Below are 13,169 nucleotides of genomic sequence, written 5' to 3' on the forward strand. Positions count from 1 at the left end.
GCGCCGACCCGGGAAACCGTGTGAATGCGTTCGAAGATCGCTCTATAGTCGTGCAGCCCGAGACTGACGGTGAGCATGACAGCCCAAGTCTCCGCGAGGCCCCTGCGCGGGCCGAAGACGGTGAACGGCCCCCGCGCACAGGACCGGAGAATCGACACAGGGGGGACCCAACCGTATGAACACGCATTCCGGCCGGCGTGCCAGAACCGCCGCCGCAGCCACGGGACTGGCAGCCGTACTGCTCGCGGCCACGCCAGGCGTTGCCACGGCAGCCGGGGAGAACCTTCCTCCGCTCCAGCCGAGCACCGGCACCCTCACCGTCAACCGGACCAAGGGCTGCTCCGGCGAACCCGTCCACGTTCCCGGCGCGCCCGAACTCCGGGCCGTCGTCGAGGACACGACGCAGGACAACGAGGAGTGGGAGTCCAACCGGGCCGGTGCCGAGTTCGAGGTCTGGTGGACCGGCGCCGACGGGATCCAGCAGCGCCGCAGCCACACCTCCGGCGTTGTACAGTCCCCCATCACCCGGATGTGGCAGACCCCCTCCGAGCTCCCGGCCGACACCGTCGTGTCCTGGCACGTCCGGGCCGTCGACGAAGAGGGCGCGACCTCCGCATGGAGCGACGAAACCCCCGGTATCACCTGCCGGTTCATCATCGACACGGTCAGTCCCGAGCCGGCGACGGTCGTCTCGGAGCAGTACCCGGACGGTGACAGCAGCTGGCACGACGGCGTCGGCGTCTACGGCAGCTTCACGTTCGACTCCCCGTCCGAGGATGTCGTCGAGTATGTCTATTCCGTCCTCGGCGCCGGAACCACGCGGGTCCGCCCCGAAGAGCCGGGCGGACCGGTCACCGTCCGGTGGATGCCGGAGGACAGCGGGGTCTACTACGTGCAGGTCCGTGCCGTCGACCGGGCCGGGCGGTCCAGCTCCCAGACGACTCACTACATGCGCGTCGCCGCCGGCCGCGCACCCGTCGCCCACTGGACGCTCGCCGATCCGGCCGGAGCCGACAACGCCGCCGCCGAGGCCGGCCCCGCGGCCCGCGCCGAGGACGGCGTCGTCTTCGGCGCCCCTGCTCCCTCCCGTACCGACCTCACGTCCACCGTCACCCTCGACGGCCGGAACAACAGTTACCTCACCCCCGACGCCCCCGCGACGGACACCGCCAGAACCTTCGCCCTCTCCGCCTGGGCCCGTCCCGCCGCCACCGACACTCCGATGACGGTGGCCAGCCAGGACGCCGCCGACGGCACATCCACCTTCACCCTCGGCCTGCGCCCGACCGCGGACGGCCCGGCCACCTGGGTCTTCCGCTATGGCGGCACCACCCTCACCGGCGGCAGCGCCTCCGTCGGCGGCTGGGCCCACCTGGTCGGCCTGTACGACACCGAGGACGACACCCTGCGCCTTCACGTCAACGGCAAGGAGGTCGCCTCCGAGACCGGCGTCGCACCGATGGCCGCCCCCGGCGCCTTCCAGATCGGCCGCGCCCGCGATGACGGCGGTGCGCACTGGCAGGGAGAGCTCGGCGACGTTCGCGTCTGGGACCGGGTCGTGTCCCGCAAGGAGATCGAGAGGCTGGGTGCCCGCCCCGCCGATCTGGTCGCCGCCTGGGACATCGAGCGGACCGACGACGATGTGATCCCCGACCGGTACGGCGACGAGCCGCTCACCCTGCACGGCGGCGCTGGCTTCTACACTCCCGACTACGCGGCCTGCCTCGAAGACCCCGAGTGCGTCGAGTTCCCGGCGGACGCCCTCGACGGCAACGACCACCTGACACTGGACGGCACGGACGACTACGCCGCCACCGGCGGTTCCGTCGTCGACACCGCGGACAGTTTCAGTGTCGGCCTGTGGGTCCGCTTCGCCGACACCAGCCCCGACCGGCCGATGACCGTCCTGTCCCAGGGCGACGCCGACAGCGACGCCTTCAAGGTCCGTTACGACCCGGCCGCGTCCGAGTGGCAGCTGGTCGTCACCAGCGGCAGCGAGCCGGGCGCCACGGAGACCGTTGTCGCCGGGCCCGGTGCTCCGACGTCCTACGCCGACGAAGTGGCCGTCGTGTACGACGACTCCGAAGGCCGCATCACCCTGTACGTCGGGGGCGAGGCCGTGGCCACCGCGGAGTTCGACGCCTCCTGGAGCGCCACCGGCCCGCTGCAGATCGGCCGTGGCCACACCGCCGACGGCGGCTGGGGCGAGTACTTCCACGGCGGGGCGGACGCCGTCCGCGTGTTCCGCGGAGCCCTCACCGCGGCCCAGGTGAGGTCATTCGCCTACCTCCACTAGAGATCTGGAGGACGGCCCAGGGCTTCGTCGGCACATCCGTGGGCCCCAGTCGCCCTTGCGCTGTCCTCCCCCGGGCAGCGGACGAGCCCGGCCCGCACCGCGGACCGGGTCCAGCCCGGCCGGGTCAGACCCGGTCGGCCGCGATCAGCAGGTACTGGAAGCTGCCGTTCGCGTACGCGGTCAGGAAGGTGTCCTCGATGCCCGTGACCAGGTGGTCGGCCTCCTTGCGCAGTTCCCAGTAGGGGACGGCCGCCGCGGTGAGGTCCTGGACGTGGACGGGTACGAGCCGGTTGCGGGCCATGGCGCGGAAGTACTCCGACCGGGGGTGGATGTCGCAGATGTAGTGGGCGTTGATGAGGGACACCTCGCGGGACGCCCGCCCGTACGTGTCGTCGTAGCAGCCGGTGATGGTGACGTAGCGTCCGCCGCGGCGCAGCAGCCGGGCGTGCTCCGCGAACAGCAGGTCCAGCTCCACGTACATCGTGGACTCGTTGTTCCAGGACGCCGCGTAGGTGCCGGGGGCGAACCCGGTGTCGAGCATGTCGCGGTGGTGGTAGCGCACCTTGTGCGCGATGCCCCGCAGCCTCGCCTGCTCGTTGGCGAAGTCGGCCTGCTTGCGGGAGATCGTGACCCCGTCGGCGCCGCACCCGTGGCGCAGATGGGCGACCACGCTGCCGCCGCCGCGCCCGCAGCCGGCGTCGAAGACCCGGTCGGCGGGGGAGAGGTCACCGAGGTGGGAGACGAGCAGCTCGGCCTGGGCCTGCTCCAGTCGGTGCAGCTCGGCGGTGATCTTCTCCCGGCGCCGGTCCGGGTCGGCCTCGTCCAGTACGGACCGGTCGGCGTCCCCGATGCCGTAGTGGTGGTGGTAGAAGTCGTCGATCCTTCCGAGCTCGAGGTTGACCGGGTTCTCCTCGGCGTTCCAGTAGGCCGCGACGCGGTTCTGGTACGTGGTCTGGGACGGCACCGAGGGCGTCGTGATGTCGGCGTCGAGCATGGTCAACGGGAACTCCTCGTGGTCGTGATGTGCGTGTTCGTGCGGGCTGGCCGCGTGGGGGGTACGTGCGCGCGGGGACGGGAGGGGCGGCTCACCAGTAGTCGGGCAGGTGATAGCGGTGGGTGTTGGTGGCGTGCCACTCGTGGTTGCCGGAGACCCAGGCGGCGAGACCCGCGGCGTAGCGCCCCACCAGCGGTGATGTGGCGGACAGGGCCGCGGATTCCTCCTCGAACGCCGCCATGATCCGGTTGTGGATCTCGACGGCCTCCAGGTAGGCGGCCTTCAGCCCGCACCGCTGATCGGCGGCGATGACCCGGGGCAGGTTGAGATGGGCGGGGTCGGCCAGTTCCTTGGTGAAGGAGTACAGGTCGTTGACGATCGTGGTGGCGTTGCAGGCCAGGGCGGTGATCCGCTGGATCTCGGGCCGGGCGTACACCGGCTCGGGCAGCTCGTAACCGTCCACGGCGTCGACGATCGACAGACAGGGGCGGAAGTTGTTGAACTGCCGCATCACCAGGTACTCCCAGACCCGCGGCACGTACCGGATCTCCGTCCACGCCGCCTCGGCGAGGTAGCCCATGTGCAGCCGGGCGATGTCGTGCACGAAACGGCCGGTCTGGCTCGGGGTGGCGAAGGCGGCGTAGTCCTTCAGCGCCCAGTGGTAGGAACGCAGCGGACCGTCCGCCCGCACGCCGTGCCGCCACTCCTCCTCCAGCTCCGGGGTGCCGTGGTACGGATCGAGCGCCGACTGGGCCATGATCAGCCGACCTCCCAGGCCGCGCGGTGAACCGCCCCTGCCTTCCTCCGCCTCGCAGTAGCAGCTGTCGACGACGTTCTCGGCCAGCAGCAGCTTCCCCGCCACGGTGAGGCGCTCCAGGTCGAGGGCGCCCGGATGCTGGAGCACGACGGCCCGGCCGAACCGGAAACCCGCGAAGTCCCCGGCCCATGCCTCGGGGAACAGCTCCAGCTCACCGGCCCAGGCCTCCAGCCTGCGGTCGATCTCGGCCGCCTTCTCCGGATCGGCGGGGACGGCGGGCCGGTACAGCAGCCCGGGAACCGCTCCGCCGCGCCGGGACGGCGTGATACGGGGCGGGCTCGGCGGCCCGGGCAGCCGCCAGACCTGCGGGGCGCCGGATTCCCGGGGCACGCCGGATGCGTCGGACGCCGATGGCGAAGTGCTCATTCCGGCACCCGCCCGACCTGGACGTTCTCCAGGGCGCCCGCGGCGTCGGGCACCAGGATGGCCAGGGAGTAGTAGGCGGTCACGAGATAACTGGTGACCGCCGCCCGGTCGATGCCCATGAAACGCACGTTGAGCGCGGGCTCGTACTCCTCGGGGATGCCGGTCTGGTGGAGACCGACGACTCCCTGGTTCTTCTCACCGGTGCGCAGCGCGATGATGCTGCTCGTGTGCTGCGGACCGATCGGGATCTTGCCGCAGGGGAACATCGGGACGCCGCGCCACGCGGGTACCTGGTGCCCGTCGACGTCCACGGTGCCGGGCACCAGTCCACGCCGGTTGCACTGCCGGAGGAAGGCCGCGATCGCCTTCGGGTGCGCGAGGAACATCCGGGTGCCGCGGCGCATCGTCAGCAGTTCGTCGAGGTCGTCCGGGGTGGGCGGACCGGAGAAGGTGCTGATGCGCTGCGAGTGGTCGATGTTGTGCAGCAACCCGAACTCGGGGTTGTTGACCAGCTCCCACTCCTGGCGTTCGCGGACCTCCTCGACGGTCAGACGGAGTTGCTGCTCCGTCTGGTCCATCGGGTCGTTGAAGAGATCGGCGACCCGGGTGTGCACGCGCAGCACCGTCTGCGTCAGGGACAGCTCGTACTCGCGCGGGGTCAGCTCGTAGTCGACGAAACCGCCGGGGACGACGGGCTCGCCCACGTGTCCGGCCTGTACGGGAACCGCGGCCTCGCCCTTGCGGTTCATGGGCTCGCGCTGCCGCCGCGTGAAGGCGTCCAGATGGGCGGCCAGGGACGGGACGCGCTCCACGAGGTCCGCGAGGGCGTCCCCGGGGAGGGCGAGCACCGTTCCCGGGGTCTCGGCCCGGACCGACCCGAGCCACAGCGGGTCGGCGCGGCCCACCGTCTCGTCGCCCAGGCCCTCGCCGTCCGTGACGACCCCGAGGACCTCCTCCTCGCCGTACCGTCCGGTCGTGTAGCGGGTGAACCGGCCGTGGACGACCAGATACGTCTCGGTCACGGGCTGCCCGGCCTCGAAGAGGACCTGACCGGCGCGGACGGTGCGCACCCGGAACCGTGCGGCGAGCTCCCGCAGCACGTCCGTGTCGGAGTAGCCGCGCAAAGCCGGGAGTTCGGTGAGCGTCCGCGGGACGACACTGACGCGGTCGCCGCCGTTGTGCTCGAACTGCACCCGGCCCCGGCCGACGCGCAGCTGGAGCCGGCGGTTCACCCGGTAGGTGCCGCCCCTGACATCCACCCACGGCAGCATCCTGAGCAGCCACCGCGAGGTGATGGCCTGCATCTGCGGCACGGACTTGGTGGTCGTGGCGAGCTGACGCGCCGCTCGGGTACCGAGGCTGGTGAACTGCCGCGCGTCGTCGGGTCCGCCGGGCGCCGTGGCGCCGACGGTGTCACCCGGGTGATCCGGGTGTTGCGGGTGATGCGGGTGCTCCGGGCCGGCCGGGTTCTCCGGCGAGCTGTCCGGGACGGTCACTGTCCCTCCCATGCATGTACGGACGAAGGCGAGATGTTGAGCGGACGAGGACGGGGACAGGCGGAAGGGCCGGGAGCCCCGCGGTGGCCGGCGCGGGAGGGCGCCGCGGTACGGCCGTGCGGCCGTGGGCGGGCCGGGCTGTTCCGTACGGATGGGACGTTCGGTGTCCGCGGGAGGCCGGGGACACGGACGGAGCCTCGTGGCGGTTCGTGCGGTCGGGCTGTGCGTGCTGCAGGACAAGACAAACAGCCTCGGTGGCGGTCGTGCACCGCGTGAAAGGGGCGCTTTCCGAGCCCTGGTGGTACGGAGCTGTCGCACGGGCCTGTGCGACAGGGATGCGTGTGCTCCTGCGCCGGTCTCCTGTACCTGCTCACCGGCGCGGAGGGCGCGCGAACGTCTGCTGCCGTGGCGGGCGTGGCCCGGTGACACCTCGCGCGTGCCCCCGGCGCGTGGTCTTCCTGCGCGCGCCGCCCGCGTCCCCTGTGTCCTGTGTGGGTGTCGGCGGACGCGCCTTCGCGTGACCTGTCCGCCCGCCTGACCTGCCCGCCCCGCCCGACCCGCCTCGGGTCAGGCGGGGCGGGCCGGGAGCGCGAGCCAGTCCATGGCCTTCCGGGCGCTGAACGCCCGCTGGCCGCCGCGTACCAGCAGTTCCGCCGTGGCGAACGCCGGGTCGTCCTCCTGCGCGGCGAGGTACGGGACCGCGATGCAGCGCATGCCGGCCGCGTGCGCTGCGGCCGCGCCCGGAGCCGCGTCCTCCACGACCACACAGTCGGCGGGAGCGGCGCCCAGCCGCCGCGCGGCCTCCAGGAACACGTCGGGCGCCGGCTTGCCGTGGGCGACCTCGTCGGCCGAGACGACCGTCCTCAGCCGGTCGGCGAGCCCCGTACCGGTCAGGATCGCCTCGATCGCCTCCCGCGACGAACCGGAGGCCACCGCCATCGGCACCCCCGCGTCCGCCAGCAGACCGACGAACGTCCGCATCTCCGGGTACGCGCGCGTATGGGCCCGCGCCAGTTCCAGGTACCGGCGGTTCTTGTCGGCGAGCAGCTCCTCGGCCGGGGCGTCGAGGCCGTACCGCTCCCTCCACAGGGCGATCGTCTCCCGCGTGCTGATGCCCACGTACTGCTCGTGGTCCGCCCAGGTGAAGTCCGTGACGCCCTGCGCGGCGAGAGTCCGCCGGCCCGCCTCGAAGTAGGCGGGTTCGCTGTCCACGAGCGTTCCGTCGAGATCGAAGACGACCGAGGTGCTACCGAGGATGCTCATGGGGCCAGGATGCCAAGGGTGATCGGGGCTCCGGGAGTCAGCCCCCGGACGCCGGGCGTGGTCCGGACGCCGGGCGGGGGCCGGGCGCCGGGCGGGGGCCGGGCGTCGACGGCCGTTCCCCGGCTGCCGCCCGGCCGATCGACTCCACCAGCGGCAGCAGCCGGCGCGGCACGCGTTCGCGCAGCGCCACCTCGGTGCGGGTGCGGACCACGCCGGGCAGGCTGATCACCTTCTGGATCACATCCTCCAGGTGGGCGTTGTCGCGCGCCACGACCCGGGTCAGCAGATCGCCGCCGCCCGTGATCGAGAACGCCTCGATGATCTCCGGCACGGCGGCCAGGGCCTCGCCCACGTCGTCGAGATGGCCCTGGGTGACCTCGATGTGCACGAAGGCGAGGACCGGGTGGCCGAGGGCGGCGGGCGACAGCGAGACGCCCGAACCGGTGATCACTCCCTCCCGCTCCAGACGGTCCAGGCGGGCCTGCAGGGTGCCGCGTGCGACGCCGAGGATGCGGGCGTACTCGCGGGCGCTGGTGCGCGGTTGTTCCAGGAGCAGTCGCAGGATGCGGGTGTCGAGTTCGTCCACGGCCATGGTCCGTTGGCCTCCCGGTGGCTTTGAGTGAACGGGGATCAGTGTACCAATGGCCCAGCTTCGCGGCGTCCTGTTGAGCCATTGCCGTAGTGATGCTTTCCTGATCACCGACGATGGCGCCGCGCAGCGCAGGACGGCAATGAGGCCGGATCCGTGCCCGCGGCGCCATTCCCGTGTCTGCGTGGTCCGGGTGGTCCCGGTGGTCGGGGCGCTCCGGATGTCCCGCGTACTTGAGTGCTTGTTCGGGAGGGGCGTGTTGCCGGCGGTGAAGAGAATGTTCATGGCTCCGGATCCGGGCCTGCTGCGGCTGCGGGTGTCGTTGCGCGCGGTGCTCGGTATCGGCCTCGCGGTGGCCGCGTCGGAACTGGCCGGGCTGTCGCTGACCGCCTCGATCACCGGCGGACTCGCGGCCCTGCTGGCGCTGTTCACCGTCGCCGACGCCACCGTGCGCGGCCAGGCGGCCACCACGGCGCTGCTGCCGGTCGTCGGTTTCCCGGTCCTCGCGCTCGCGACCACCCTGCACGGTTCGCCGGCGCTGCGGGACGCGAGCTGGCTCGTCGTCGTCTTCTGCGGGGTCTACGCCCGCCGCTGGGGGCCGCGGGGCCATGCGCTCGGCATCTTCGCGTTCATGACCTTCTTCGTCACCCAGTTCCTGCACGCGGTACCGGGTCAGCTCCCGGAACTGTACGGCGCGATGGCACTGGCGCTGGTCGTGGCGTTCGGCGTGCGCTTCGGCGCCTGGTGCGTCGAGCGGCGCGTCCCGCCGGCCGTCGTGCCCCCTCCGCTCGGCGGGCGCGGGCTGGCCCGGCCGACCACACGGCAGGCCTTCCAGGCCACGGCCGCCTGCGCCTTCGCGCTCGCCGCCGGGCAGGTCGTCTCCGAGACCCGCTGGTACTGGGCCGTGGGCGCCGCCTGGTGGATCTTCGTCAACACGGCCTCGCGGGGCGAGACGCTCGTTCGCGGCTTCCGGCGCGTCCTCGGGACGGTCACCGGGATCGCGGCCGGACTGCTCGTCGCCGTGCCCCTGCACGGCGCCCCGGCGCCGACCGCCGTGCTCGTCGCCGTCTGCGTGTTCGGCATCTTCTACACGGCGCCGCTCTCCTACAGCTGGATGATGTTCTTCGTCACCGTGATGGCCGGTCTGCTGTACGGGCTGCTCGGTGTGCTGCACCCGGGGCTGCTGGTGCTGCGGTTCACGGAGACGGCCGTCGGCGCCGTCGGCGCCGTGCTCGCCGTGGCGCTGGTGCTGCCCGTCACCACGCACACCGTCACCGACCGCTGGGTGCGGCGGGCCCTGCACGCCGTGCACGGGTGCACCGCCGCGGCGGCCCGGCGGCTGGCGGGGGACGCCGCCGCGGACCCTGCCTCGCGCGCGGCAGAGCTCGAGGTGCTGCTGGGGCGCGTACGGCTGTCGGTCGCCCCTCTCGTGCACCCGCTCAACCCTCTGCGGGCGCGCAAGGAGCGGGCCCGCCAAGTGCTCGCCCTGCTGGACGACTGCGCCCGGGAGGCGCGCGGTCTGGTGGCGGTCGCCACCGATCCGGACGCCTCGCACGACGCCCGTCTCACGGCCGCGTGCCTGCGGGTGGAGACGGCGGTGGAGACCCTGGTCGGAGCCGTACCGGAGCGCGCCGTACCGGCGCACGCGGGGGCACCGGGACATCACCCGGGCGCGGAGCAGGCCCTCGCGCACCTGCACGGTCTGGAGCGGGCGCTCACCGCCCTGGCCGCGCCCCTGCGGCGCACTCCGCTGGCCGGCGCCTGACCGGCAGGGCACCGGCACGCCACCGGCGGCCCGCCGACTGTACCCATTTGGTCTAGACCTGCTGCTACCGTCTGTCCCGGGACGGACCGGAGCGGACCGGAGTGGACCGGAGCGGGCTGAACGGACCGGAGCGGACCGGAGCGGGCTGAACGGACCGGAACTGACCGGAACGGGCGGAACGGCGGAAGGGGACGGCGATGGCGGAGAAAGAGGCACACGGGCGGGGAGAACGGGCGTTCATCGGATCGTTCACGACGGCGGGCGGGCCCGGCATCGTCGTGGCGGCGGTGGACGGGGAGAGCGGCGCGCTCACCCTGCTCGGTGGCTCGAACGGCACCGACGGCACCGACGGCACCGACGGCGCGCACGGTGCGGGCGGGGCGGGCGATGTCCCGAATCCGTCGTACCTCGCCCTGTCACCCGGCGGCGACCTGCTCTACGCGGTCAGCGAGACCGACGAGGGCGCCGTGGCCGCCTACCGCGTGACCGGCCACGGCGCCCTCGTGCCGGCGGGGCCGCCGGTGCCCGTGCCCGGCGGCGGCCCCACGCACCTCGGTCTGTTCGCCGGCCACGTCCTGACCGCCGACTACGGCTCCGGTAGCGTCTCGGCCGTACCGCTGCGCGCCGACGGCAGCCTCGCGGAAGCGGCCTCCGGGGTGTTCCGGCACACCGGCTCCGGCCCGCACCCGGAGCGCCAGCGGGGGCCGCACGCCCACCAGGTGCAGGCCGACCCCAGCGGCCGCTGGGCCGTCGGCGTCGACCTCGGTACGGACTCGGTCCTCGTGTACACGCTGGACGCCGGGGTGCCCGTCCCGCACCACGAGACCGCGCTGCGGCCCGGCTCGGGGCCGCGCCACCTGGCCTTCCATCCGGACGGCCGGCACGCCTACGTGGTGCACGAACTGGCCCCGGTCGTCACCGTCTGCCGGTGGGACGCGGCGGCGGGCCGGCTGCGTCCCCTCGGTGAGGTCCCGCTGCTGGCGGGGCCCGTGAAAGGCGACGCGTACCCCTCCGGGATCGCCGTGTCGGCCGACGGCCGCTTCGTGTGGACGGCGACCCGTGGCCGGGACGTGCTGTCCGTGCTCGCGGTGGACGGGGACGGCGGGACGCTGCGGCTGGTGGAGACGGTGCCCTGCGGCGGGCACTGGCCGCGCGCGCTCACCGTCTCCGGGCGGTTCCTGTACGTCGCCAACGAGCGCTCCGGGGACGTCACGTGGTTCGGGTTCGACCCGGACACGGGCGTGCCCCGGCGCGGCGGCTCGGTCACGGTGCCCGCCGCGTCGTGCGTGGTGCTCGGCTGACGCACGCGCCGCCGTCCGGCCTACGGGCTGCCGTCCGGCCTACGGGCTGCCGTCCGGCCCACGGGCTGCCGTCCGGAGCACAGGCCGCCGTCCGGAGCACAGGCCGCCGTACGACGTGAGGGTCCGCTCCTGCATCGGGAGCGGGCCCTCACCGCGTACGGGAGCGATCGGGTGCCGGACGGCTCAGCGGGCCGGCATGCTCTGCGGCTGCTGCGGGGCGATGCCGAGCGCCGTCGTGTACTTGGACAGCACCAGCTTGCCGATCGCCGGGTACGCGCCGAGCGCCTCGGCCGCGGAGCAGCCCGCCTCCTCGGCGGCAGCCTCCAGCAGACCGGCGTCGATCTCCGGGCCGATCAGGTACGGGGCGAGCGCGAGCTGCTGAGAGCCGGCGGAACGCAGCTGCTCCGCGACGGACACGATCGAGCCGTCGTCGTCGAGCGCCGCCGCCATCACCGGCACGGCGAGCCGCGCGGCCAGCAGCATGCCCGTGATCCCGGCGGCCTGCACGGCCTCGTCGCCGCCCACGGACGCCAGGATGATGCCGTCCGCGGCCGTCGCCACGGTGAACAGCCGGGCGCGGTCGGCGCGCGCCAGACCCGCCTCGGAGAGCCGCACGTGCAGCGCCTCGGCGAGCAGCGGGTGCGGACCGAGGACATCGGTCAGCTCGGCGCCGACGCGGCTCTCCATCACGGCCTGGCGGATCTGGCGCAGCAGCGAGCCGTTCGGACCGGCCAGCAGGGGCACGACCACGCCGACGGGCCCGTCGGGCTCCTTCACGTCCAGACCGGCGGCGCGCGCGTGCTCGTAACGGGCCGTGCGCTCCTCGCCGGCGCGCGTGAGCACCGACTGCAGGGTCGGGAACTCGTCACCGTCCCCGTCGACGTACCCGATCCGCGCGTCCAGGCCGGGGAGTTCGGAGCGGGCGATGCTCACGACCTCCTCGGCGAGGCTGCGCGTGGCGGCGCTGGGCGTGCCCGGCACCGCGAGGACGAGCGCGGGCGCGTCTTCGGGAGCCACCAGGGGTTCCGGACGGCGGTGCCGCCCGGGCTGGCGGGGTCGCGGCATTCGTACAGGCAGGCCGGATGCGGGCCCAGTGGGGGAGCTCATGGCGTCGCATGCTACTGGCTTCCTGGGTTCCCCTGTTCGGAGAGGGTGCAGGTGAGCGGTATCCGTCCGCATTTGTCTGATGGGTCACCCGCTGGTCGGCGCGGAATCGTGCCGCCCGCCATGACGTGCGGTGTCTCGGGGCGGGAGCGGGGAGCGGAGGAAGGTGTGCCCGGCAAGAGGGGGCGAAGCCCTTCCCGGACGTCAGTTTCCGGCCACCTCGTACAGCATCCGCCCGTCGCGCGGCAGAGCGAGGGCGCCGGCCGCCAGCTCGGTGGCGATCCGGACCGCACCGTGCAGCGGGTCGCCCTCGGCCGGCACGTGGCGCGCGTGCGGCAGCCGTTCCTTCAGCTCCGTCTCCAGGGGTACGAGGAGGGGCTCGCCCATGCGGAGGACGCCCCCGGTGAACGCGACCAGGGGCTCGTCGGCGGGCGGGCAGACCGCTGCCGCGGAGTCGGCCATGTGCCGGGCCGCCGCGCGCAGGATGTCCGCGGCCACCGGGTCGTGCCCGGCGCGGGCGGCGACCTGCGGGGCGAAGGAGGCGAGCACGGCGGGACGGTCGGTACGGGGGTACAGGCGTCCGGGCAGCCCGTCGACGGGGCCGAACATCTCCTCGGCGGACGCCAGCAGGGCGGCCGAGCCGCCGGGGCGGCCGTCGTGGGCGCGCAGCGCCGCCTCCAGGCCCGCCCGGCCGATCCACGCCCCGCCGCCGCAGTCGCCCAGCAGATGTCCCCAGCCGTCCGCCCTGCGCCAGCTCCGCAGGTCGGTGCCGATCGCGATCAGCCCGGTGCCGGCGGCGACCACCGCGCCGGGCCGCGTGCCGAGGGCGCCGGTGTAGGCGGTGACCGCGTCGGCTACCAGGGCGATCCTGGGCGCACCGAACTCACGGGCCAGCGCGGACGGCAGTTCGGCGCGCATCCGGTCGCCGAGGGCGGCGAACCCGGTGGCGCCGATCACGACCGCCCGCGGCGGCCCGGAGCCCGCGGCACCGAGCAACTGCCGTGCCATGGGCAGCAGCTGGCCCAGCAGGTGCCCGGCGTCCACGCCCCGGTCCCCGATCCGCACGGGCTCGTCCGAGACCACGGGAGCACCGAGCGCCGCACCGCCCGCCGCCAGCACGGCCCGCAGACCGGAGCCCCCCGAGTCCACGGCCAGCACGACGGGCGAGGCCGGATCGC

At 73.5% G+C, this 13,169-nt stretch carries 10 protein-coding genes; 3 read left to right on the plus strand and 7 right to left on the minus strand.

Features of this window, described 5'->3' with window-relative positions; translation table 11 throughout:
- The first annotated feature begins 175 nt into the window (after window positions 1-175).
- Window positions 176-2,296 carry a LamG domain-containing protein gene (locus IEZ04_RS08635; protein WP_189216135.1) on the plus strand — a complete coding sequence of 707 codons (2,121 nt, stop codon included), beginning with the start codon at window positions 176-178 and terminating at the stop codon, window positions 2,294-2,296.
- A gap of 124 nt (window positions 2,297-2,420) precedes the next feature.
- Here IEZ04_RS08635 and IEZ04_RS08640 read toward each other — a convergent pair whose 3' ends face one another.
- The 5 genes from IEZ04_RS08640 to IEZ04_RS08660 form a co-directional block, all read right to left on the minus strand.
- Window positions 2,421-3,290 (minus strand): geranyl diphosphate 2-C-methyltransferase, encoded by an 870-nt coding sequence (locus IEZ04_RS08640; RefSeq protein ID WP_189216617.1) that lies wholly within the window; start codon window positions 3,288-3,290, stop codon window positions 2,421-2,423.
- Window positions 3,291-3,381: 91 nt separating this feature from the next.
- On the minus strand, window positions 3,382-4,473 hold the full coding sequence (locus IEZ04_RS08645; RefSeq protein ID WP_373296275.1) for a family 2 encapsulin nanocompartment cargo protein terpene cyclase: 1,092 nt from the start codon (window positions 4,471-4,473) through the stop codon (window positions 3,382-3,384).
- Window positions 4,470-5,981, minus strand: a complete 1,512-nt coding sequence (locus tag IEZ04_RS08650) for a family 2B encapsulin nanocompartment shell protein (RefSeq protein WP_189216137.1) — start codon at window positions 5,979-5,981, stop codon at window positions 4,470-4,472. The genes IEZ04_RS08645 and IEZ04_RS08650 overlap by 4 nt, the downstream gene beginning before the upstream one ends.
- Window positions 5,982-6,536: 555 nt before the next feature.
- Complete coding sequence (locus IEZ04_RS08655) at window positions 6,537-7,232, minus strand: HAD family hydrolase (protein WP_189216138.1); 696 nt, start codon at window positions 7,230-7,232, stop codon at window positions 6,537-6,539.
- A 37-nt stretch (window positions 7,233-7,269) separates the two neighbouring features.
- Window positions 7,270-7,824, minus strand: coding sequence for an Lrp/AsnC family transcriptional regulator (locus tag IEZ04_RS08660; RefSeq protein WP_229820904.1), 555 nt, complete (start codon window positions 7,822-7,824; stop codon window positions 7,270-7,272).
- A 274-nt stretch (window positions 7,825-8,098) separates the two neighbouring features.
- Between IEZ04_RS08660 and IEZ04_RS08665 the strand changes: the two genes are divergently transcribed.
- Both IEZ04_RS08665 and IEZ04_RS08670 read left to right on the plus strand, forming a co-directional pair.
- Window positions 8,099-9,586, plus strand: a complete 1,488-nt coding sequence (locus IEZ04_RS08665; RefSeq protein WP_189216139.1) for an FUSC family protein — start codon at window positions 8,099-8,101, stop codon at window positions 9,584-9,586.
- A 197-nt stretch (window positions 9,587-9,783) separates the two neighbouring features.
- Entirely contained in the window at window positions 9,784-10,887 is a 1,104-nt protein-coding gene (locus IEZ04_RS08670; RefSeq protein WP_189216140.1) for a lactonase family protein, read from the plus strand.
- Between the two features lie 183 nt (window positions 10,888-11,070).
- Here the strand turns inward: IEZ04_RS08670 and IEZ04_RS08675 are convergent, their stop codons facing one another.
- Window positions 11,071-11,994: a sirohydrochlorin chelatase gene (locus tag IEZ04_RS08675; RefSeq protein ID WP_189216141.1), complete on the minus strand. Its 924-nt coding sequence runs from the start codon at window positions 11,992-11,994 to the stop codon at window positions 11,071-11,073.
- Window positions 11,995-12,195: 201 nt separating this feature from the next.
- Window positions 12,196-13,149, minus strand: a complete 954-nt coding sequence (locus IEZ04_RS08680; RefSeq protein ID WP_189216618.1) for an N-acetylglucosamine kinase — start codon at window positions 13,147-13,149, stop codon at window positions 12,196-12,198.
- Between the last annotated feature and the right edge of the window lie 20 nt (window positions 13,150-13,169).

Origin of the sequence: Streptomyces ruber, from assembly GCF_014648075.1 — a bacterium.
GTDB lineage: Bacteria > Actinomycetota > Actinomycetes > Streptomycetales > Streptomycetaceae > Streptomyces > Streptomyces ruber.

Bases quoted from the DNA above. Each gene is read 5' to 3' on its own strand.
- IEZ04_RS08675 (WP_189216141.1), bottom strand. From the start codon at position 11,994: ATGAGCTCCCCCACTGGGCCCGCATCCGGCCTGCCTGTACGAATGCCG.
- IEZ04_RS08650 (WP_189216137.1), bottom strand. From the start codon at position 5,981: ATGGGAGGGACAGTGACCGTCCCGGACAGCTCGCCGGAGAACCCGGCC.
- IEZ04_RS08665 (WP_189216139.1), top strand. From the start codon at position 8,099: ATGTTCATGGCTCCGGATCCGGGCCTGCTGCGGCTGCGGGTGTCGTTG.
- IEZ04_RS08640 (WP_189216617.1), bottom strand. From the start codon at position 3,290: ATGCTCGACGCCGACATCACGACGCCCTCGGTGCCGTCCCAGACCACG.
- IEZ04_RS08635 (WP_189216135.1), top strand. From the start codon at position 176: ATGAACACGCATTCCGGCCGGCGTGCCAGAACCGCCGCCGCAGCCACG.
- IEZ04_RS08660 (WP_229820904.1), bottom strand. From the start codon at position 7,824: ATGGCCGTGGACGAACTCGACACCCGCATCCTGCGACTGCTCCTGGAA.
- IEZ04_RS08670 (WP_189216140.1), top strand. From the start codon at position 9,784: ATGGCGGAGAAAGAGGCACACGGGCGGGGAGAACGGGCGTTCATCGGA.
- IEZ04_RS08645 (WP_373296275.1), bottom strand. From the start codon at position 4,473: ATGAGCACTTCGCCATCGGCGTCCGACGCATCCGGCGTGCCCCGGGAA.
- IEZ04_RS08655 (WP_189216138.1), bottom strand. From the start codon at position 7,232: ATGAGCATCCTCGGTAGCACCTCGGTCGTCTTCGATCTCGACGGAACG.